Source organism: Streptomyces triculaminicus (assembly GCF_017349075.1).
GTDB classification, from domain to species: Bacteria; Actinomycetota; Actinomycetes; order Streptomycetales; family Streptomycetaceae; genus Streptomyces; species Streptomyces triculaminicus.
The window spans coordinates 586149-605420 of the sequence record NZ_JAFMOF010000004.1 but is presented as its reverse complement, the minus strand read 5'-3'; the positions used below and the strand labels follow the sequence as shown (position 1 = coordinate 605420).

General features: G+C 73.1%; 18 protein-coding genes and 1 tRNA gene. 6 read left to right on the top strand and 13 right to left on the bottom strand.

The window, feature by feature from the left end; all coding sequences use genetic code 11:
- Positions 1-78 precede the first annotated feature (78 nt).
- Positions 79-1041, bottom strand: a complete 963-nt coding sequence (locus J1792_RS26315) for a UDP-glucuronic acid decarboxylase family protein (RefSeq protein ID WP_086570547.1) — start codon at positions 1039-1041, stop codon at positions 79-81.
- Between the two features lie 391 nt (positions 1042-1432).
- On the opposite strand from J1792_RS26315, the gene J1792_RS26310 reads away from it, so the two are divergent.
- The 3 genes from J1792_RS26310 (at position 1433) to J1792_RS26300 (ending at position 5301) form a co-directional block, all read left to right on the top strand.
- Entirely contained in the window at positions 1433-2440 is a 1008-nt protein-coding gene (locus J1792_RS26310) for a glycosyltransferase family 9 protein (protein WP_242705290.1), read from the top strand.
- A gap of 219 nt (positions 2441-2659) precedes the next feature.
- Complete coding sequence (locus J1792_RS26305) at positions 2660-4165, top strand: FUSC family protein (RefSeq protein WP_242705289.1); 1506 nt, start codon at positions 2660-2662, stop codon at positions 4163-4165.
- A gap of 80 nt (positions 4166-4245) precedes the next feature.
- Positions 4246-5301 carry a lactonase family protein gene (locus J1792_RS26300; RefSeq protein WP_207248337.1) on the top strand — a complete coding sequence of 352 codons (1056 nt, stop codon included), beginning with the start codon at positions 4246-4248 and terminating at the stop codon, positions 5299-5301.
- A gap of 187 nt (positions 5302-5488) precedes the next feature.
- On the opposite strand, the gene J1792_RS26295 is transcribed toward J1792_RS26300, so the two are convergent.
- The 8 genes from J1792_RS26295 to J1792_RS26260 form a co-directional block, all read right to left on the bottom strand.
- The gene (locus J1792_RS26295; protein WP_086569082.1) at positions 5489-6424 is read right to left on the bottom strand and encodes a sirohydrochlorin chelatase; all 936 of its coding nucleotides are present in this window, start codon (positions 6422-6424) and stop codon (positions 5489-5491) included.
- A 107-nt stretch (positions 6425-6531) separates the two neighbouring features.
- On the bottom strand, positions 6532-7518 hold the full coding sequence (locus tag J1792_RS26290; protein ID WP_307843101.1) for an N-acetylglucosamine kinase: 987 nt from the start codon (positions 7516-7518) through the stop codon (positions 6532-6534).
- 81 nt (positions 7519-7599) lie between these two features.
- The gene (locus J1792_RS26285; protein WP_086569084.1) at positions 7600-8277 is read right to left on the bottom strand and encodes a uracil-DNA glycosylase; all 678 of its coding nucleotides are present in this window, start codon (positions 8275-8277) and stop codon (positions 7600-7602) included.
- Positions 8278-8483: 206 nt separating this feature from the next.
- Complete coding sequence (fabI, locus tag J1792_RS26280; RefSeq protein WP_086569086.1) at positions 8484-9254, bottom strand: enoyl-ACP reductase FabI; 771 nt, start codon at positions 9252-9254, stop codon at positions 8484-8486.
- A gap of 54 nt (positions 9255-9308) precedes the next feature.
- Positions 9309-10730 carry an MFS transporter gene (locus J1792_RS26275; protein ID WP_207248336.1) on the bottom strand — a complete coding sequence of 474 codons (1422 nt, stop codon included), beginning with the start codon at positions 10728-10730 and terminating at the stop codon, positions 9309-9311.
- A gap of 68 nt (positions 10731-10798) precedes the next feature.
- Positions 10799-11923, bottom strand: coding sequence for a fatty acid desaturase family protein (locus J1792_RS26270; RefSeq protein ID WP_086569090.1), 1125 nt, complete (start codon positions 11921-11923; stop codon positions 10799-10801).
- A 226-nt stretch (positions 11924-12149) separates the two neighbouring features.
- Positions 12150-12311, bottom strand: coding sequence for a hypothetical protein (locus J1792_RS26265; RefSeq protein WP_179198860.1), 162 nt, complete (start codon positions 12309-12311; stop codon positions 12150-12152).
- Positions 12312-12351: 40 nt separating this feature from the next.
- Complete coding sequence (locus J1792_RS26260; protein WP_307843100.1) at positions 12352-13350, bottom strand: bifunctional lysylphosphatidylglycerol flippase/synthetase MprF; 999 nt, start codon at positions 13348-13350, stop codon at positions 12352-12354.
- A gap of 174 nt (positions 13351-13524) precedes the next feature.
- On the opposite strand from J1792_RS26260, the gene J1792_RS26255 reads away from it, so the two are divergent.
- The 3 genes from J1792_RS26255 to J1792_RS26245 all read left to right on the top strand — a co-directional run bounded on the left by J1792_RS26255 (position 13525) and on the right by J1792_RS26245 (position 15455).
- Positions 13525-13614 (top strand) — tRNA-Cys (locus tag J1792_RS26255).
- Positions 13615-13878: 264 nt separating this feature from the next.
- Positions 13879-14361, top strand: coding sequence for a hypothetical protein (locus J1792_RS26250; RefSeq protein WP_086569094.1), 483 nt, complete (start codon positions 13879-13881; stop codon positions 14359-14361).
- 293 nt (positions 14362-14654) lie between these two features.
- A complete protein-coding gene (locus J1792_RS26245) occupies positions 14655-15455 on the top strand; it encodes an AfsR/SARP family transcriptional regulator (protein ID WP_086569096.1) in 801 nt (266 codons plus the stop codon).
- 246 nt (positions 15456-15701) lie between these two features.
- Here J1792_RS26245 and J1792_RS26240 read toward each other — a convergent pair whose 3' ends face one another.
- The 4 genes from J1792_RS26240 to J1792_RS26225 all read right to left on the bottom strand — a co-directional run bounded on the left by J1792_RS26240 (position 15702) and on the right by J1792_RS26225 (position 19262).
- Complete coding sequence (locus tag J1792_RS26240) at positions 15702-16922, bottom strand: beta-ketoacyl-[acyl-carrier-protein] synthase family protein (RefSeq protein WP_207248334.1); 1221 nt, start codon at positions 16920-16922, stop codon at positions 15702-15704.
- Positions 16922-17152: an acyl carrier protein gene (locus tag J1792_RS26235; protein ID WP_207248475.1), complete on the bottom strand. Its 231-nt coding sequence runs from the start codon at positions 17150-17152 to the stop codon at positions 16922-16924. The genes J1792_RS26240 and J1792_RS26235 overlap by 1 nt, the downstream gene beginning before the upstream one ends.
- 104 nt (positions 17153-17256) lie before the next feature.
- Positions 17257-18279 carry a beta-ketoacyl-ACP synthase III gene (locus J1792_RS26230; protein WP_086573567.1) on the bottom strand — a complete coding sequence of 341 codons (1023 nt, stop codon included), beginning with the start codon at positions 18277-18279 and terminating at the stop codon, positions 17257-17259.
- Positions 18276-19262: a ferritin family protein gene (locus J1792_RS26225; RefSeq protein ID WP_086573569.1), complete on the bottom strand. Its 987-nt coding sequence runs from the start codon at positions 19260-19262 to the stop codon at positions 18276-18278. The genes J1792_RS26230 and J1792_RS26225 overlap by 4 nt, the downstream gene beginning before the upstream one ends.
- Positions 19263-19272: the final 10 nt, after the last annotated feature.

The window sequence follows — 19272 nt, the reverse complement described above, 5'->3', positions numbered from 1 at the left end:
CTGTCGGGACGGTGGCGCCGGGGCTGCCGGGACGGGGCCGCGAAGCTGTCGGAACGGCGGGGAACGGTGGGGAACCCGCTAGGGGAGGGCGGAGCGCATGAACCACTCCACAGTCCGTTTGAGGCCCACCGAGCAGTCCACGCGGGGCGCCCAGCCCAGCTGCCGGCGGGCCGTCCCCGTGTCGGGGCGACGCCTGGCCGGATCGTCCGCCGGCCGCTCCACGAAGCGGATCGTGGAGGCCGACCCCGTCAGGTCCACGATGCGACGGGCCAGTTCGAGGATCGTGGTCTCCTCGCCGCTGCCGATGTTCACCGGGCCCGGGCGGCCGCTGGCGGCGAGGGCGACGATGCCGTCCACGGTGTCGTCGACGTACGTCAGGGAGCGGGTCTGGCCGCCGTCCCCCGCCACGGTCAGCGGATCGCCGTCGAGCGCCTGCCGGATGAACGTGGGTACGGCACGGCCGTCCCCGGCCCGCATGCGCGGACCGTAGGTGTTGAAGATGCGGACGATGGCGGTGTCGGTGCCGTGGGTGCGCCGGTACGCGGAGACGAGGGCCTCGGCGTACCGCTTGGACTCGTCGTAGACGCTGCGCGGCCCGACCGGGTTGACGTTGCCCCAGTACCGCTCGCTCTGCGGGTGCTCCAGCGGGTCTCCGTACACCTCGGAGGTGGAGGCGAGCAGGAAGCGCGCGGCGTCGCGGCGGGCAAGCTCCAGTGCGGCGCGGGTGCCGCTGCTGCCCGTCTCGAGCGTCTCGATCGGCAGCCGCAGATAGTCGGCGGGCGAGGCCGGGCAGGCCAGGTGCGCCACCAGGCCCACGGTCCCGGGTATGGAGGCGAGGCCGCCGGGCTCGGTGACGTCGGCCTCCACGAAGACGAAGCCCGGCCGCCCCTCGAGATGGGCGATGCTGGACCGGGAGCCCGTGACCAGGTTGTCCACGCACCACACCTCGGAGCCCTCGGCCAGCAGCCGCTCGCACAGGTGGGAGCCGATGAAACCGGCCCCGCCGGTGACCACCGCACGGTTCCAGCGTCGCTCGTCCATGGTCACACTCCTTACGGGCCCCGGTTCCTTCGCGCACTGCGGGCAGGCGTCGTCCCTTCCACGGATCGTCGTCCGTGGGGGGAGAAACCTGTCGACCGAGTGGAATTGGGATCCGCCGGTCCGTGACCGGGCGGCCGGCGCGCGGCCTTCGTCCGCGGCGCCGAGGGGCGGTCGGAGCCTTCGCTCGCATACCGCCCGTAGCCGAAACGACTCACACAGCAGCGTCGCACACGGCCGTCGATCCCTCCACTCGAGGCGCCCGCTTGCCCCTGCCGCCCGTGCGGGCCAGCCTGGGGAGGCGGGCGGCGTCCCCGCGATCCGGTGCGGAAGGAGGTGCCGTGTGCCGGCCCCTCGCTCGCCACGTGCCGAACCCCCTCCATCCGCCCGGGACGTGACGCTCTGTCATCCCTCCGCGATTCCCCTCGCCGGGCCCGTCGCCGACGGCCGCCCCCGCCTGCTGGTCCTGCGCGCACTGGGCCTGGGGGACCTGCTCGCCGGCGTGCCCGCGCTGCGGGCGCTGCGCGCGGCCCGCCCCGGCCACGAGATCGTGCTCGCCGCGCCCGGCGGCCTGGCCGGCCCGGCCGCCGCCTGCGGCGCCGTCGACACCCTGCTGCCCGCCGCCGCTCCCGGCCGGGCCGTACCCTCCGCGCTGCCCTGGGCCGCGCCACCACCGGACATCGCCGTCGACCTGCACGGCAACGGCCCGCCCAGCCACCGCCTGCTGGCCGCCCTGGCCCCCAGCCGGCTCCTGGCCTTCGCCCACCCCGGCACGCCCGGCCTCCAGGGGCCACGGTGGCGGCCGGACGAGCACGAGCGCGAGCGATGGTGCCGCCTGCTGAGCTTCTACGGCATCCCCGGCGACCCCCGCGACCTGACCCTGGCCCCGCCCCTCGCCCCCTCCCCGGCGCCCGGCGCGGTCGTCCTGCACCCCGGCGCGGGCTCACCCTCGCGCCGCTGGCCCGCGGAGCGCTACGCCGCGGTGGCGCGCGGCCTGCTGGAGCGCGGGCACCGCGTGGTGGTCACCGGCGGACCCGGCGAGGAGGAGCTGGCGGCCCGCGTCGCCGTGCCCGGCGCGCGGACCCTCGCCGGAGGACTGCCCTTTCCCGCGCTCTCCGCGCTGGTGGCCGCCGCGCGCGCGGTCGTCAGCGGCGACACGGGCATCGCCCACCTCGCGGTCGCCCACGCCACGCCCACCGTGACGCTGTTCGGCCCCGTGGCGCCCGCCCTGTGGGGACCGCCGCCCTCGCCGCGCCACCGCGTGCTGTGGCATCCGGGCCCGCCCGGCGACCCGCACGCGCCCGTGCCCGACCCCCTCCTGCTGCGCATCGGCCCTCAGGACGTCCTCGAGGCCCTGGACGCCTTGGACGCCCTGGACGGGCGCGGGGCCGTACGAGGGTGAGCCTTCGCCTCTCCGGTCAGCGCCTTGGTCCGTTGGCCTCTCGGTGGCGGGCCGAGCGGGCCTGTTGCTGGGCCAATGGCACAGTCGAACGGCGGTCTGTTGAGCCAGCTGGCGACAGGATGTTTTGATGTCCCTGTCGATGGCGCTGCGGATCCCCGCGGCGCCTCTTTTATTGCGCGTACTCACAGAGGCGTACTCACAGAGGGGGGACCGGAAGAGGTGCTCAAGAGGCTGTTCGTGGCGCCGGACCCCGGCCGGCTCAGGCTGCGCACGGGCGTGCGCGCCGTGCTGGGCGTGGGCCTGTCCGTCGCCGCCGCCCAGCTCGCCGGACTGCCGCTGCCCGCGGTGATCCTCGGCGGCCTCGCCGCGCTCCTCGCCCTGTTCACGGTCGGCGACCCGACCGTACGGCGTCAGGCGGTCACCACCGCCCTGCTGCCGGCCGTCGGCCTCCCCGTGCTCGCCCTGGCGGCGGCGCTGCACGGCCTCCCCCTGGTGCGCGACGCGGCGTTCCTCGCCGTCGTCCTCGCCGGCGTCTACGCCCGGCGCTGGGGCGCCCGCGGGCAGGCGCTGGGGATCTTCGCCTTCATGATGTTCTTCGCCGCGCAGTTCCTGCACGCCGTCCCGGACCGGCTGCCCGGGCTGTACGCGGCCGTGGCCATGGCCATCGGCGCGTCCGCCCTCGTCCGCTTCGGCCTGTGGTGCGTGGAGCGCCGCACCCCGCCGCCCGCGGGGCCCGCGCCGCTCGCGGGACGCGGCCTCGCCCGGCCGACCACCCGGCTGGCGTTCCAGAACACCTTCGCCTGCGCCATCGCCCTCGGCGTGGGCCAGCTCGTCTCGGACGAGCGCTGGTACTGGGCCGTCGGCACCGCCTGGTGGATCTTCGTCAACACCGCGTCGCGCGGCGAGACCCTCGTGCGCGGCTTCCGCCGCGTCGTCGGCACGCTCGCCGGCATCGTCGTGGGCCTCCTGGTCGCCGTCCCGCTGCACGGCGCCCCCGTGCCCACCGCTGTCCTCCTCGCCGTCTGCGTCTTCGGCATCTTCTACACCGCCGCCCCCTCGTACAGCTGGATGATGTTCTTCGTGACCGTCATGGCCGGCCTGCTCTACGGGCTGCTCGGCGTGCTCCACCCCGGTCTGCTGGCCCTGCGCTTCGAGCAGACGCTCGTGGGGGCGGGCGCCGCCGCCCTCGCCGTGGCCCTCGTCCTGCCCGTCACCACCCACGCCGCCACCGACGCCTGGATCCGCCGGGCGCTGCTGGCCGTGCGGCACTGCACCGCCGTGTCCGCGCGCCGGCTCGCGGGAGACGACGCCGCCGACCCCGCCCCGCACGTCGCCGAGCTGGAGACCCTCCTCGCCAAGGTGCGCGTCTCGCTGGCGCCGCTGCTGCACCCGCTCAGCCCGCTGCGGGCGCGCCGCGCCCGGGCGGCCGAGGTCATGGCGCATCTGGACGACTGCGTCCGGCAGGTCCGCGGCCTGGCGGAGGTGGCCGCCGACCCCGACGCCTCCCACGACGCCCGGCTGACGGCCGCCTGCCTGCGGGTCGAGACGGCGCTGCTCGCCCTCGCCGCCCCCGAGGAGACCGTGCCGGCCGCCCCGGCGGACGGCGTGCCGCACCACCCCGGCGCCGAGCGCGCCCTCGCCCACCTCCACGACCTCGAGGCCGCGCTCGCCTCGCTGGCCACGCCTCTGCGCGACAGGCCGCGCGGGGTCTTCGCGGACGCCTGACCGCCGGCCACGTTCCGTGACTGTCAGTGGCACCCTGTAGCGTCGAGTGCGACGGGCCGGTTCGACGGGAGGGGCGGGCAATGGCAGGCACGACGGAGCACGGACGCCGCTGGGCGTACATCGGATCGTTCACCGAGGCGGGCGGCCCGGGACTGACGGTCGCCGAGGCCGACGACGCCACGGGCGCGCTGAAGCCCATGCACACCACCGACGCGGTGGTGAACCCCTCGTATCTGGCGCTCTCGCCCGGCGGCGACGTGCTGTACGCCGTCAGCGAGACGGACGAGGGCGCCGCCGCCGCGTTCTCGCTGGCCGACCCCGCCCGCCCCGAGCTCCTCGGCGCGCCCGTCGCGGTGCGGGGCGACGGCCCCACCCACCTCGCCGTCGCCGGGCCGTGGCTGTTCACCGCCAACTACGGCTCCGGCAGCGTCAGCGCCCTGCCGGTCCGCGTGGGCGGCTCGCTCGGCGCACCCTCGGCGGTGCTCCCGCACCGCGGCCGCGGCCCGGTGGCGGACCGCCAGGCCTCCCCGCACGCCCACGCGGTCGTGCCCGACCCCTCCGGGCGCTGGCTGCTCGCCGTCGACCTCGGCACGGACTCGGTGGGGATCCACGCCCTCGACCCCGTCACCGGCGCCCCGAGCCCGCACGGCGAGACGCCGCTGCGCCCCGGCACCGGCCCCCGGCACCTCGTCTTCCATCCGGACGGCCACCGGGTGTACGTCCTGGGCGAGCTGGAGCCCACCGTCACCGTCTGCCGGTGGGACGCCTCGGCCGGGACGCTGGAGCCGGTCTCGCAGACCCGCGTCCTGCCCCCGGGAGCGGTCTCGCCGAGCTATCCGTCGGCGCCCGTCGTCTCCGCCGACGGCCGGTTCCTGTGGGCGGCCAACCGCGGCGACGACACCATCGCCACCCTCGCCCTGGACGCGGCGGGGGACGGCCTCGAGCTGCGGGCCACCACCGACTGCGGCGGGCACTGGCCCCGTGACCTGACCGCCCACCCGGACGGACGGCTGCTGTACGCCGCCAACGAGCGCTCCGGGGACGTCACCTGGTTCACCGTCGACCCGGACACGGGCATACCGGTGCGTGCCGGTTCGCTCGCGCTGCCGGCGGCCTCCTGCGTGCTCTTCGCCTGACGGCGCCCCGCACACCGGGGCGGGAGCTACCGGGCCCGGAACGCCTGGAGGGGCCTCCTGTGACGGAGGCCCCTCCAGAGGCGGGCGTTCACGCGACGTACGGGCTCCCGGGCGTCTGCCGGGCTCCTGGGCGTACGCGCGGCTCACGGGCGCACGGGCGGCGCGGTGGGACCGGCCGCGGCGTGCGTCAGTGGGCCGAGGCGCCCTGAGGCGACGGCTGGGTGGCGATCCCGAGCACCGAGGCGTACTTGGCCAGCACGAGCTTGCCGACGGCCGGGTACGCGCCGAGCGGCTCGGCCGCCGCACAGCCCGCCTCCTTGGCGGCCATCGCCGTCAGCGTCTCGTCGACCTCGGGCCCGATCAGGCAGGGGGCGAGCGCCAGGTTCCGCGAACCGGAGCCCTGCAGCTGCTCGGCGGCGCGGGCGATGGCACCGTCCTCGTCGAGCGCGGCGGCCAGCACCGGCACGGCGAGGCGGGCGGAGAGCAGCATGCCGGTGATGCCGGCGGCCTGCACGGCCTCGTCGCCGCCGACCGTCGCGAGCACGATTCCATCGGCTGCCGTTGCGACTGTGAACAGTCGAGCGCGGTCGGCGCGGGCCAGGCCGGCCTCGGAGAGGCGGACGTGCAGCGCCTCGGCGAGCAGCGGGTGCGGGCCGAGCGTGTCCGTGAGCTCGCTCGCGGATCCGCTGTTCATGACGGACTGACGTATCCGCCGCAGGGCGGCGCTGTCCGGTCCGGCGAGCAGCGGCACCACGACGGCGTCCGGCGCCTGGGCCCAGATGTCCTCGGCGGACTCCTCTTCGCGCGCTTCGCTCGCGCGAGCGGCGTGCTGGGAGGCCGCGTAGGCCAGGACGGCGTCCAGGGGCGGGAAGCCCTCGCTGTCCGCCTCAGCGTCCACGTAGCCGACGCGCGCGTCGAGTCCGGGGAGCTCGGAGCGGGCGATGCTCAGGATCTCCTCGGCGAGGCGGCGCGTGGCGAGGTCGGGGGTGCCGGGCACGGCGAGCACCAGCGGGGGCGCCCCGACCGGTGCGGCCAGGGGCTCCGGCCGCCGATGCCGCCCTGGCTGGCGGGGACGTGGCATTCGTACAGGCAGGCCGGACACGGGCCCTGTGGGGGAACTCATGGCGCCGCATGTTAGTCGTTCATGGAGCTCGGACGTTCGGGCGGGGGGTAACTGAACAACGTCTGTCCGGTTTTATTCGATGGCTCATACGATAAGCGCAGATGTGATCAGCAAACGACCCGGAGCAGCGTGTCGTCGACGGGAAGCCTCAGATCGTTCCTCGCGAGTGCCGTGGCCAAGGTCATCGCGCCGACCAGTGGATCACCCTCGGCGGCGACCTGCCGGGCCCGAGGAATTTGCAATCGCAACTCATTCCGCAATGGCGTGATCAACTGCTCGCCCAGGCCGAACAGGCCACCGGTCAGCGCCACGTCCGCCGCCGGCGCCGGACACGCCGCCGCGGCCGCCGCGGCGATGTGACGGGCGGCCGCGCGCAGGATGCCGGCGGCGACCGGGTCGCCGGGGGCGAGGCGCCCCACCTCCGGGGCGAAGGAGGCGAGCACCGCGGGCCGGTCCGGCCGCGGGTAGAGCAGCCCGGGAAGCCCGGGAGCCGGCCCGAACACCGCCTCGGCGCGGGCCAGCAGCGCCGGCGAGCCCTCCGCCCGGCCGTCGTACGCGCGCAGCGCCGCCTCGAGCCCGGCCCGGCCGATCCAGGCCCCGCCCCCGCAGTCGCCGAGCAGATGACCCCAGCCGTCCGCGCGCCGCCAGCCGCTTCCCGCCGACAGGTCCGTGCCGAGGGCGACGAGCCCGGTGCCGGCCGCGACGACGACGCCGGGCCGCTGCCCCAGGGCGCCCGCGTAGGCGGTCACGGCGTCGGAGGCCAGGGCGAGGTGGTCCGTCCCCAGCGCGTCGCGCAGGGCGGCGGGCAGCACGGCCCGCAGATCGTCCCCGAGCATGGCCATCCCGGCCGCCCCCACACAGACGGCGACGCAGCCCCGGGCGCCCGCCTCGCGCAGCAGCCCGTCCGCCGCGGGCAGCACGCTCCCGAGCAGGGACCGCGCGTCGATGCCGCGCCCGCCGATGGTCACCGGCACCGGCGAGGACCAGGTCAGGGTTTGCCCGCCGGCGCCGGCCGGAGCCAGGGCGACCCGCAGGCCCGAGCCCCCGGAGTCGACTCCCAGGACATGCCCGGCCACGCCGGGGACGGCCGCCACGGCGCCGGTCACCCGTGGCCGTGGGCGCGGTGCGCGCCCGTACGAAGCGACATGGCGCGCACCCTACCGCTCCGGACGGGGTCAGGGCAGCTGCCAGTCCACCGGGGCCGAACCCTGGCGCGTCAGAAGGTCGTTGGCCCGGCTGAAGGGCCGTGAGCCGAAGAAGCCGCGGTCCGCGGACATGGGCGAGGGGTGCGCGGACTCCACGCACGGCACCCCCTCCAGCAGCGGCCGCAGATTGCGCGCGTCGCGCCCCCACAACACCGCCACCATGGGGCGGCCGCGCGCCACCAGCGCGCGGATCGCCTGCTCGGTGACCTCTTCCCACCCCTTGCCGCGGTGCGCGGCGGGCTTGCGAGGGGCCGTGGTCAGCGCCCTGTTGAGCAGCAGGACGCCCTGTCGCGTCCACGGCGTCAGGTCGCCGTTGGACGGCCGGGGCAGGCCGAGGTCGGTGTGCAGTTCACGGAATATGTTCTCCAGGCTGCCGGGCAGCGGGCGCACCTCGGGCGCCACGGAGAAGCTGAGTCCGACCGCGTGGCCGGGGGTGGGGTAGGGATCCTGCCCCACGATCAGCACCCTCACGTCGTCGAACGGCTGCTGGAAGGCCCGCAGCACGTTCGCCCCCGAGGGCAGATAGGTCCGGCCCGCGCCGATCTCGGCCCGCAGGAAGTCGCCCATCGCGGCGACGCGCCCGGCCACCGGCTCCAACGCCTTGGCCCAGCCCGGTTCGACGATCTCGTTCAATGGTCGTGCAGCCACGGAGCGTCACTCTAGTGGCTCACCCCGCACACGCACGAACCCGGCCCTCGGCGGCAGCCGCCGGGGGCCGGGTTCCGGACGTACGCTCAGGCGCCCATCATGTGTACGCCGCCGACCGTTTCTGCACGCCGCCCTCGCACTGATCGGCCCTGGGGGGCCTCACAGGCTTCGGACCGCTGCGCCGGACTCCGCCCGGCGAGTGGGTGCTAGGCGCCCATCATGTGCACGCCGCCGTCGACGTGGACGATCTCGCCCGTGGTGCGGGGGAAGAAGTCCGACAGCAGACCGACGACGCCGCGGCCGGCCGGCTCGGGGTCGGTGAGGTCCCAGCCGATGGGGGCGCGGTGGTTCCACACGTCCGCGAGCTCCTCGAAGCCCGGGATGGACTTGGCGGCCATCGACTTGATGGGGCCGGCCGAGACCAGGTTGCAGCGGATGCCCTTGGGGCCCAGATCGCGCGCGAGGTAGCGGTTGGTGGACTCCAGGGCGGCCTTGGCCACACCCATCCAGTCGTACTTCGGCCAGGCGATCTGCGCGTCGAAGGTCAGACCCACGATCGAGGCGCCCTCGCGCATCAGCGGCAGCAGGGCCATCGACAGCGACTTGTAGGAGTACGCCGAGACCTGCACCGCCGTGGAGACGTCCTCCCAGGAGGCGTCCAGGAAGGTGAAGACGCCTTGCGGGCCGAAGGCGATGGAGTGCACGACGCCGTCGAGAGCGACGCCCTCGCCCAGGTGCTCACGGACCTTGTCGGCGAGCCCGTCGAGGTGCTCCTGATCGGTGACGTCCAGCTCGATGACCGGCGCGGGCTTGGGCAGGCGCTGGGCGATGCGCTCGACGAGCGCGAGCCGGCCGAAGCCGGTCAGGATGACCTCGGCGCCCTCGTTCTGGGCGATCTTCGCGGCCTGGAAGGCGATCGAGGACTCGGTGAGGACGCCGGTGACGAGGACGCGCTTCCCGGCGAGTGTGCTGCTCATGGCGATCGGTTCCCTGTTCTCGTGCGGATGCGGGGTGGCGGGCGGAGGGGGGTGTCAGGACGAGGGGCGGTCCACGGACTCGCCCGTGGTGCGCTCGCCGAGGACCAGCACGGTCACGGCCAGCAGCGACATGGCCGCGGCGATCACGCCGAAGAGCGGCCCGGCCCCGTAGGAATCCAGCACCGGCAGCAGGGCGAACGGCAGGGCGGCGGCGCTGAGTTTGGACAGCGAGTACGCGAGGCCGGAGGCGGCCGCGCGGATCGCGGTGGGGTACTGCTCGGCCATGTAGACGTGGGAGACGTTGGCGAAGACGTTGCTGGCGAGCGTGTATCCGAACCCGGACAGGACCAGCAGCGGCGGGGATCCGGCGTAGGCGAAGCCGAGGCCGGTCAGCACCATCGCGCCGGCGGAGAGCGCGACCAGCACCTTGCGTTCCACGCGGTCGATGACCGGGAGGGAGAGGGCGGAGCCGATGGGGTAGCCCAGGAACGACAGCGCCGTGTAGCCCAGTCCGGCCACGATGCCGTATCCCTTGGCGGCCAGGATCTGCGGGGCGAGCGAGCCGAAGCCGTAGTAGCCGACGACCGACAGGACGCAGACGAGCCAGAGCATGATCGTGCGGCGGCGGAAGGGCGCCCGGAACACCGAGCTCAGCCGTGGCTTCTCCGGGGCCGGGCCGTCGGCGACGGGCCCCTCGGCCGCCGGGACCGGCGCCGGGGCCGGCGCGGTGGCGGTGGTGGTGCGGGCGGCGGCGGGGATCTCGGCCTCCATGGCGGCCACCAGACGCTCGGCCTCCTCGCGCCGGCCCACCGCGGCGAGCCAGCGCGGGGACTCGATCAGCCGGCGGCGCAGGATCCACACCACCGCGGAGCCGAGCGACCCGGCGATGAACAGCCAGCGCCAGCCGTCGATCCCCAGCGGTGACAGGGGGACCAGCCACAACGCCGCGAAGCCCACGGCGGGTACACCGCAGAAGGCGATCGTGTAGGCCCAGGCGGTGTATCTGCCGCGCTTGGACGCGGGCAGGACGTCCGCCAGGTAGATGTCCGACAGCGACTGCTCGGCGCCGATGCCGATGCCCGCCAGGAACCGGGTGACGATCAGCCAGGTGGCGTTCGGCGAGAACGCGCCCAGCAGGGAGAAGCCCGAGTAGAGGGCGAGGTTGATCAGGAACGCCCGGCGGCGGCCGTACCGGTCCGCGACCCGGCCCAGCACGAGCGAGCCGATGAACTGCCCGATGAAGGCCGAGGCCAGGACCAGCTTGAGCGTCGTGGCCCCGAAGGCGAAGTCGTTCTGGAGGACCTTGGAGACGGTCCCCGAGAGGTTGTTCTCGAAGGTGTCGAAGAGCAGGCCGACGCCGACGACGGCGGTGAGCCTGCGATGGACCGGTGTGATCGGCATGCGGTCGAGCCGCTCGCCGACCGACGCGGCGGCGGCCGGCCGGGTTCCGGTCTTGGTGATGGTGATCTCGGACATGGGGGACGTTGACTCCTGGGCGGGGGCGGGGAGGAAAGGCGGCCGGCCCGGTGGCCGGCCGCCCGGCATCAGGCCGCCAGACGGCCGTCGCGGTCCACTTCACCCCGGCGTACGGGCGCGCTGACCTCGTGGAGGTACGAGGCGACCTCGCGGTAGGAGGCCCAGAACCCCACCTCGTGGTACGGGACGCCGCGCTCGGCGCAGTACTCGCGGGTGAGCTCGCGGGCCCGGGCCAGGTTCTTCTGCGGCATGGCCGGGAACAGGTGGTGCTCCACCTGGTAGTTGAGGCCGCCGTAGAGGAAGTCGATGAACCAGGAGGGGCGGATGTTGCGCGAGGTGAGCACCTGGCGCTCCAGCCAGTCCAGCGTCTCCTCCTCGCCGTCCCGGACCGCCATGCCCTTGTGGTTGGGGGCGAAGATCAGGCCGAAGTAGACGCCGAGCGCGGCCTGCTGGACCAGGATGAACACCACGCCCAGCACCGGCGAGAGCAGGGTGAAGACGGCCGTCAGGTAGATGGCGATCCGGAGCGCGAGCAGGACGGACTCCAGAACCGGGTTCTTCGTCTGCCCCTGCGCGATCGACTTCACCGCGGTCTTGTGCATCTTGAAGGATTCGAGGACCAGCAGCACGAAGAAGAGGACGCTCTGGTAGCGCACCACGAACCGCTGGGTGCCCTTGCGGGTGGCGTACTGCTTGATGTCGAAGATGGCGGTGCGCCGGCCGATGTCGGGGTCGAAGTCCAGGTGGTTGGGGTTGCTGTGGTGGCGGTTGTGGTGGTTGACCCACCAGCCGTAGCTGACGCCGTTGACAAAGTTGGCGTGGAAGTAGCCCACGGCCGACGCGGCCTTCTTGTTGCGGAACATGGCCTTGTGCCCGGCGTCGTGCCACATGAAGGCGCTCTGGCCGCCGCACAGGCCCATCCACACCGCCACCGGCAGCTGCCACCAGGAGTCGCCTATCAAGAAGAAGGCGCCGAGGCCGGCCAGGATCAAAGTGGTGTTCAGCGTCAGCCGCCAGGCGTAATAACGCGGATCGAGATTCAGCAGGCCTTCGGCCTTCACCCTCTTCAGCAGCTCGGAGAATGTGGCCGAGGCCCCGGTGCGCGGCGCCTGGGCCGCGGCCGGGGTGTCACGGCGCCCGTCGAGCGACGTGACGTTCCCGGGTTTCGTTTGATCGACGTGCGGAGATTGCATTGGGTGTGCTCCCCTTGGACGAGGCGCCCGGTCTGGAACGGCGGGGCCGCAACCATTTCCGGGCAGGACAGTTGCGGCGAAGCTTTCCGCGCTGTGCTGATACGGCGCTGATGATCGGCTGACCAGCGACGCGACGGATGGGTTGCGGTGCATTTCCGCGAGACCGTGCTCGCGGCGGCTTTTTGTGACGGCCTTCCGCGCCGGCTTTCCGCTGCGGCGGATCCGGTCAGGCCACGGCGTGCCGCTCGGCCTCGAGCCGGGCGTCCAGGGTGCGTACGACGTCGTCCGCCTCTTGGGCGAGCGCCTCGTCGTCGGGAAGCCCGATGATGCGCATCAGGTAGTCGACCATCGACTGCCTCAGGACGTCGGTGCTGCTCTCCTGGATCATGACTGCCTCCTTGCGGGCCGGTCGGAGCCGGGTCGGTGGGTCAGAACGCGTTGCAGGCGCGGAAGATGTGGGCGAAGGCCGCGAGGGACGCCCCGCCGTCGAACGCGACGTACTCGGGGAGGGTCGCGTCGGGGGCCCACTTGTGCTTGTAGGTCAGCTGGGTCTGTGCCGGGTAGAGCCCCTCGCCGTGCTCCCACAGGAAGTGCATCAGCCACTGGAACGCGGGGCTGTGACCGGGAAGTTCGTTGCTCACGTCGAGGCCGGTGAAGGGCGTGAAGCCGAAGTGCAGCCACTCCACCCCCTCCTCGCGGAACCGCTCGATGGCGAAGGAGTTGATGGCCTCCATCAGCCCGGGGGAGCCGCTGGGAACGCGCCGGCTGAGGTCGTGCATCCAGCCGGCCCGGGTGCCGAAGACGGGGGAGTAGGAGATGTAGGCGACCGGGGCGTCGTCGATCGTTCCCACGAACAGCCGCCGGTGCCGCTGGGCGTCGCCACCCACCTGCCCGACCAGGAACTCCAGGGGGCGGGCCTGCTCCCCCTTCGAGCCCAGCCAGGCGTTGTCGATGGCGGCGAGGGCCTCGCGGCAGTTCTCGGCGGGCACCTCCTCGACCTGCAGGCCGTTGCGGAACGCCCGCGAGATCTTGTTGCGCAACTGCATGAAGCGGCTGCCGCGCAGGCTGAATTCGGGGAGGCGCACCGCCCAGGACGCGCCCATCTGGTTCACGGTGAATCCGCGGGCGGCATAGCGCTCGGCGTCGTGGCGTTGCAGCTGCACGCCGACCGGCCGCAGTCCCTGTTCCCGGACGTGCTCGTGGAAGCGGTCGAGCAGGGTGTCGTACGCGTCCGGTGCGGCGAAAGGCCCGCCGAGTTGGACCGCGTACCGGCCCGTCCGGCGGTAGACGATCACGCCGTCGAGGTCCGGGACCGTGAATACGCTGTTGCCGGTGTTCAGTGCCAGGAACGAGCTGGCGTTCTCCGCCTGGGTGTGCGTACGGACGGCCCGCAGAATCGGGCTGTCCGCGTCGACAATTGCGGACACGTCGATGTCCCCTTCTCGAAGAATTGCGATGGGGAGAGTAGAGCACGTTCCGGGCGTGAATCGGAAGGGATTATGGCGGATTGAATGCATGTCAGCAGTGCGTCAGCCGGATATCAGAGCGGGATGTCAATGTAGTTCCTGTGAACGGCGCCGGGAGGCCGGGGCCGGGAGCGAGGAGAGGTGCCCGGAGTGGTTTATCGGGGGTCGGAGCAGCAGCTCCGGCCGGGTCTACGGCCCACGCAGGTTCGAATCCTGCCCTCTCCGCCGGATATTCGAATCAAAGATATTTCCGCAGGGGGTGTGTGAAAGGAATTCGTCGTGCCGGGGTTTTTCGGTCGGGAGACGGTGCCGCCCGGAAACCCCTTGCGTCTGCCCTTCGCCAGGCTTTCCCCCGGGCCGGTGTCGGGCGTAACGTCTCGGTGGGCCGTATTGCGGAGATACGGCCCACCGAGACCTTTTTGTGGCCGTCGCGCCGCGGCGGTCCCGCCAGATGACGTCCGCCTGTTCCCGTCGCACCGGAGTGTCCCCGTGGATACCAAAGATCTCGCCCGCGCCTATGAGGAACTGCTGGCCGCCGTCGAGGCCTTCACCGCGAGGGGGAGGGTGATCGGGGACGCCGACCGCACGGCGGCCGACTGGCTCCTCACGCATATCGCGCTCACCGACCGCATGCTCACCCGCGCCGCCCGTGCCCTGATGGCCGGTGAGAAGGCGCGCGTCGACAACGACGGCTGTATGTCCCGGGAGGCGATCGCCGCGGCGATCGCCTCCTCTACGCATGCTGAACGGGTGGCGACCCTCCGGCACGGCGCCGCCCAACTCCTGGAGCTGGTCGGCCGGATGCCCTGGGACATGGCGCTGTCCGACGTCGCGGTCCGGCTGGTCGACCGCGGGGGCCGCGAGGTCTTCGCCGGCGAGCTCAAGTGGGTGGATGTGATCACCGTCCGCACCCATGACCACCTTCCCGGGCATGTCCGCGCTCTGCGACAGTTCGTCGCCAACCGCGTCTGACCTGCGGCTTCTTCACCACGGACCCTGACATCGGCGGTGTGTTCGACACGCCGGCGCGGTGGGATGGGAAAAAATACCGTCGTGAAGTAATATTTCTTCAAGGGTCCTGCCAGGAGAGGAAGGGCCGATCGCGTCGTGCGCGTCGAACAGCCATGCACGCCCGCCGTTCGAGCGGCGAACGCATCCGCTCGGGCCCGGCCGACGAGCCAGGAGCCACGGCCCGTCCAAGGGCGAACCGTCCGGAACGAGCGCCACATCCTCATCCACTGCACAGAGCGGCAAGGGAGACAGTCGTGCTGAGCTTCTCGATACTCGGAGCGTTGGAGATCCGCACCCCCAGTGGTCCGGCGGAGATCCCAGGAGGTCTGCAACGCACGCTGGTGCAGGCGTTACTCGTCAGCGAGGGACAGGCCATCGCGGGGGACACCCTGATCAACGAAATGTGGGGGGAGTCGGTCCCGGAGAACGAGGCCAACGCCCTCCAGGCGCACGTCAGCAGGCTGCGCAGGCGCCTGAAGGGCCTCGAGAGCGAACGGCCGGCCTCGCGCCTGAGCATCCACCCCTCCGGCTACCGGCTCTCCCTCGAGGCCGGAGAGCTCGACGCGGCCGAGTTCATCTCCCTGGTCAGACGCGCCGAGGCGGCCAGCGGAACGGGCCGGGACGAGGCGGCGGCGCTCACGCGCACGGCGCTCGCGATGTGGCGCGGACCGGTCTTCGGCGGCCACACGGGCGGACCGGTCTGCCAGACAGCCGCCGCGCGCTACGAGGAATACCGCATGCGCGCCCTGGAGCTGTTCTTCGACGCCGAGCTCAAGGCCGGCCATCACGCCGCCATCCTCGCCGAACTGCGCGAGGTGCACGCCGGGAACCCCCTGCGCGAGTACTTCTGCGAGCAGCTGATGATCGCCCTCTACCGCTCCGGACGCCAGGCCGACGCCCTGGACACCTACCGCCGCATGTGGCACCGCCTCTCCGAGGAGCTGGGCGTCGAGCCCTCCCCGGCGCTGCGCCGCGTGGAGCACGCCATCCTCTCGCACCACCCGGCGCTGAGCACGACCGGCGACGCCCGGTCCGCCCTGCTCGAGGCGGTCTGACGGGCCGCCGCCGTGCGTGCGGTGCACAGGTTCCGGCGGCACACCGTCCCAGACAGCGCGAACACCCATGCGGGGGCGCCTCCCACCAGGAGGCGCCCCCGCATCGTGCGTGCCGCGCCCGTACGCCCGCCGTAGCGCCCGCGGGCCGGGTCGGCGGGCACCAGAGCGGGCGCATACGCCAAGCCGCCCGCTCCCTCGGCGGAGGCCGGGGGAACGGGCGGCGTGGGGTGGGCTCTGCTACGGGCGTCAGGCCGCCGCGATGGCCAGGACGACGTTCTGCCCTCCGAATCCACAGGAGTTGCTCAGCGTGAGATCCGTGCGCAGGACCGTCGGGGAGTCGGCGACCTTGATCTCCATCCGGGAGTCGAGCGTGCCCAGGTTGGCGGTGGGCGGCACCAGACTCTGCTCCATGGCGAGGACGGAGAACGCGGCCTCCACCGCACCGGCCGCGCCCAGCAGATGCCCCGTCACCCCCTTCGTGGACGTCACCAGCGGGTCCGAGGTGAGCACCCGCTTGAGCACCCGCGCCTCCGCGAGGTCGTTCAGGGGCGTGGAGGTGCCATGGGCGTTGACGTGCCCGACGTCGCCCGTCCCGGCGCCAGCGTCGGCCAGGGCCGAGCGCAGGGCGTCCTCGACACCCGTACCCTCCGGGTGCGGGCTCGTCATGTGATGGGCGTCCGCGGACGCGCCGTACCCGACGATCCGGCCGCGTACCCGGGCCCCACGGGCCCGGGCGTCCGCGACCCGCTCCAGGACGAGGACCCCCGCCCCCTCGCCCGCGACGAAGCCGTCGCGGTCGGCGTCGAAGGGACGGGAGGCGCGGGTGGGGTCGTCCTCGCGCTTGGAGAGGGCCCCCATCTGCGCGAAGCCGGCCATCACCAACGGGGTGATCATCGCCTCGCTGCCGCCCGCCAGAACGACGTCGCAGCGGTCGAGCGCCAGCAGGTCCCGGGCCGTGCCGATGGCGGTGGCGCCCGAGGCACAGGCCGTGGCGACCACCAGGTTGGGGCCGGTGGCCCCGAACTCCATGGCCGTCTGACCGGCCAGCATGTTGGGCAACTGCATGGGCAGGAGGAGCGGCGACACCCGGGTGGCCCCGCTGTGCCGCAGCACGTGATGCTGCTCCTCCACCGTGCCGGGGCCGCCGTCGGCGCAGCCGAGCACGACCCCGACCCGGGCGCCGTCCCAGGTCTTCGGGTCGAGCCCGGCGTCGTCGATGGCCTCCCGGGCGGCCACCAGTGCGAACTGCACGAACCGGTCCAGGCGGTACGCGCGACGCGCACCGAGCAGGTCATCGGGCCGGAAGTCGGGAACCCGGCACGAGATCCGTACGGTGTTCTCCTCGAGGGCGGGGTCGACGGCGGCGGGCGAACGCCCGCCGCACACCGCCGCCCAGCTCGGCCCGACCCCTATGCCGCCAGGGGTGACGAGGCCGAGTCCGGTGACAGCGACATCGATCCCGGCCATCAGACCTTGGCACTCCGCTCGTCCATCAGGGCGACCATGTCGCCGATGGTGGGGGCATCCAGCAGCTCGTCGTCGCTGATGGTGAGGCCCAGCTCCTGCTCCAGCACGAGCGAGAGCTCGACCACGGCCAGCGAGTCGAGCTCGAGCTCCTCGTGGGTGGCCTCGGGGACGACCTGCTCGGGGGTGACCTTCAGCTTGCTGACGAGTATTTCCTTCAGCTGCTCGAGCATCGTGGACATGGTGTTTCCTTTCCGGAAATGAAGGGTGAGGGGTGGTGCGGTGAAGCGGTGAAGAAGTGGTGCGGTGAAGCGGTGACGGGGCCGGCGGGGTCCGGTCAGGCGGCCACGTCGGGCCACACCAGGGCCGTCGAGCCCCAGGCCAGCCCGCCGCCGAAGGCGGTGAGCAGCACCCGGTGGCCGGCCGTCAGCCGTCCCTCCTCCGCGGCCTGGGCCAGCAGCAGGGGGATGGAGGCGGCGCCGGTGTTGCCGACCCGCTCGATGTTGGACAGCCGCCGCTCGTCCGGGATGCCCAGCCGGTCGCCGACCGCCGTGAGGATGCGCGCGTTGGCCTGGTGGGCCGCGAGGCGGTCCACGTCCTCCATGTGCCAGCCGGCGCTCTCGACCGCCTGCTGGGAGACGGCGGTCATGCGCTCGACCGCCATCCGGTAGGTGTCCCGGCCCCGCATCCGGAAGAACTCCTCGCCCGGCTCGGGCGGGATTCCGCTGGAGCGCTGCCGGGAGCCGCCCGCAGGCACCTCGATGAGGTCGTGGTGCTCGCCGTCGCTGCCCAGGACGATCCGGCCGACCGCGCCGGGCTCGTCGGCCGTGCCGGCCCGCAGCACCACGGCCCCCGCGCCGTCCGCGAAGATCACCGCGGTGGTGCGTTCATCGGGGTCGATGATGGTGGTGAACGCGTCCGCCGCGATGAGCAGCACCCGCTCGGCGGTGCCGGAGGCGATCAAACCCGAGGCCGCGGCCAGCCCGTAGAGGAAGCCGCTGCACACGGCCGAGACGTCGAACGCGGCCGCCCCGGTCAGTCCCAGCTGGGCCGCCACATGGGGTGCGGTGGCGGGGCACGGCTGGTCCGGGGTGGTGGTGGCCAGCACCACCGCGTCGGCCTGGGAGTCGCCGGCGGACTTCAGCGCCCGCCGGCCGGCCTCCACGGCCAGGTCCGAGGTGGCCGTGCCCGGGTCGATGACGTGCCGGGCGGCGATGCCCGTGCGGGTGCGGATCCACTCGTCCGAGGTGTCCAGCCGGGCCGTCAGGTCCTCGTTGGTGACGATGCCGGGCGGTACGTACCCGCCGACTCCGCAGACGACCGCGACGCGCCCGGTGGACGGGCCGGAGGGCGAGTTCATCGCGCGTCCCCGGCGGGGGAGGCCAGGGCCTCCACGGGCAGCCCCATGTAGGCCATGCGGGCCTCGGCCATCTCGTCGGTCCACTGCTCGGCCATGTCGTAGCGCTGCTCCGGGGTGGTGTCCAGCATGCGCACGCCGGGCCACAGCTCGTAGTCGCCGATCTTGTCGGCGTGGTCGAGCATGCCCTTCTGGAAGAGCTCCTCGCGGTGGATGACGAACTCCCGGTCCGGGACCGCGTCCCAGAGCTCGACGCCGGCCCGCAGGATCTCCAGCAGCCGCGGACGGTACTCGGGGCGCTTGACCAGGTGGTCGCGCAGGATGGTGCTGGCCACCGTCAGGTGCCGGATCTCGTCGATGGCCGTGCCGCGGGAGATCTCTCCCGTGGCCGGGGACAGCGGGGTCCACTTGCGCTCGCTGAGCTCCGCCGCCGGCGCCAGCACGCCCTCGATGACGATGGCGAAGACCGCCACGCCGCCGAGGAAGTCGCCCTGGTCCCGGACGATCTCCAGGGTGAAGTCCTCCACCGGCTGGAGCACGCGCTGCCGGTAGTCGGCCGCCATCTCGTCGATGTCCCGCAGCAGGGACTTGGCGGGCATGCCGAGCTCGACCAGGTGGTTGCGGAAGACGCGGGCGTGCCGCGCCTCGTCGAGCATCTGGGTCGCGTAGAACTCCATCTCGGGGATGCCCGGGGCGATGGGCACGTAGTGGCCCAGCAGCCGGGTGGCGATCTCCTCGGAGAGCCCGCGGAAGCCGAACTCCAGGATGAGCGCTTCGCGCAGCGGGCCGGGCTCCTTGAGGAACTCCGGGACGATCGCCTTCTCGTGGTGCCCGGTCACGCCGCGATCCCTGAGCGTGCCCTGGGCCACCTCGGTGATCCAGTACGCGAGGTCGCACTCCTCGGGGCCGAGCGTGAGCTCCTTCGCGCCGTCGAGCAGGCCGGGAGCCTTGTCCCAGTCCGCCTCCGGTGCCACGGAATCAGTCATCGTGCACTCC

What these genes read in the sequence shown, in the direction of transcription:
- J1792_RS26315 (WP_086570547.1), bottom strand. Translation starts at nt 1,041, where the DNA reads ATGGACGAGCGACGCTGGAACCGTGCGGTGGTCACCGGCGGGGCCGGT.
- J1792_RS26300 (WP_207248337.1), top strand. Translation starts at nt 4,246, where the DNA reads ATGGCAGGCACGACGGAGCACGGACGCCGCTGGGCGTACATCGGATCG.
- J1792_RS26295 (WP_086569082.1), bottom strand. Translation starts at nt 6,424, where the DNA reads ATGAGTTCCCCCACAGGGCCCGTGTCCGGCCTGCCTGTACGAATGCCA.
- fabI (WP_086569086.1), bottom strand. Translation starts at nt 9,254, where the DNA reads ATGAGCAGCACACTCGCCGGGAAGCGCGTCCTCGTCACCGGCGTCCTC.
- J1792_RS26275 (WP_207248336.1), bottom strand. Translation starts at nt 10,730, where the DNA reads ATGTCCGAGATCACCATCACCAAGACCGGAACCCGGCCGGCCGCCGCC.
- J1792_RS26270 (WP_086569090.1), bottom strand. Translation starts at nt 11,923, where the DNA reads ATGCAATCTCCGCACGTCGATCAAACGAAACCCGGGAACGTCACGTCG.
- J1792_RS26265 (WP_179198860.1), bottom strand. Translation starts at nt 12,311, where the DNA reads ATGATCCAGGAGAGCAGCACCGACGTCCTGAGGCAGTCGATGGTCGAC.
- J1792_RS26240 (WP_207248334.1), bottom strand. Translation starts at nt 16,922, where the DNA reads ATGGCCGGGATCGATGTCGCTGTCACCGGACTCGGCCTCGTCACCCCT.
- J1792_RS26235 (WP_207248475.1), bottom strand. Translation starts at nt 17,152, where the DNA reads ATGCTCGAGCAGCTGAAGGAAATACTCGTCAGCAAGCTGAAGGTCACC.
- J1792_RS26230 (WP_086573567.1), bottom strand. Translation starts at nt 18,279, where the DNA reads ATGAACTCGCCCTCCGGCCCGTCCACCGGGCGCGTCGCGGTCGTCTGC.
- J1792_RS26225 (WP_086573569.1), bottom strand. Translation starts at nt 19,262, where the DNA reads ATGACTGATTCCGTGGCACCGGAGGCGGACTGGGACAAGGCTCCCGGC.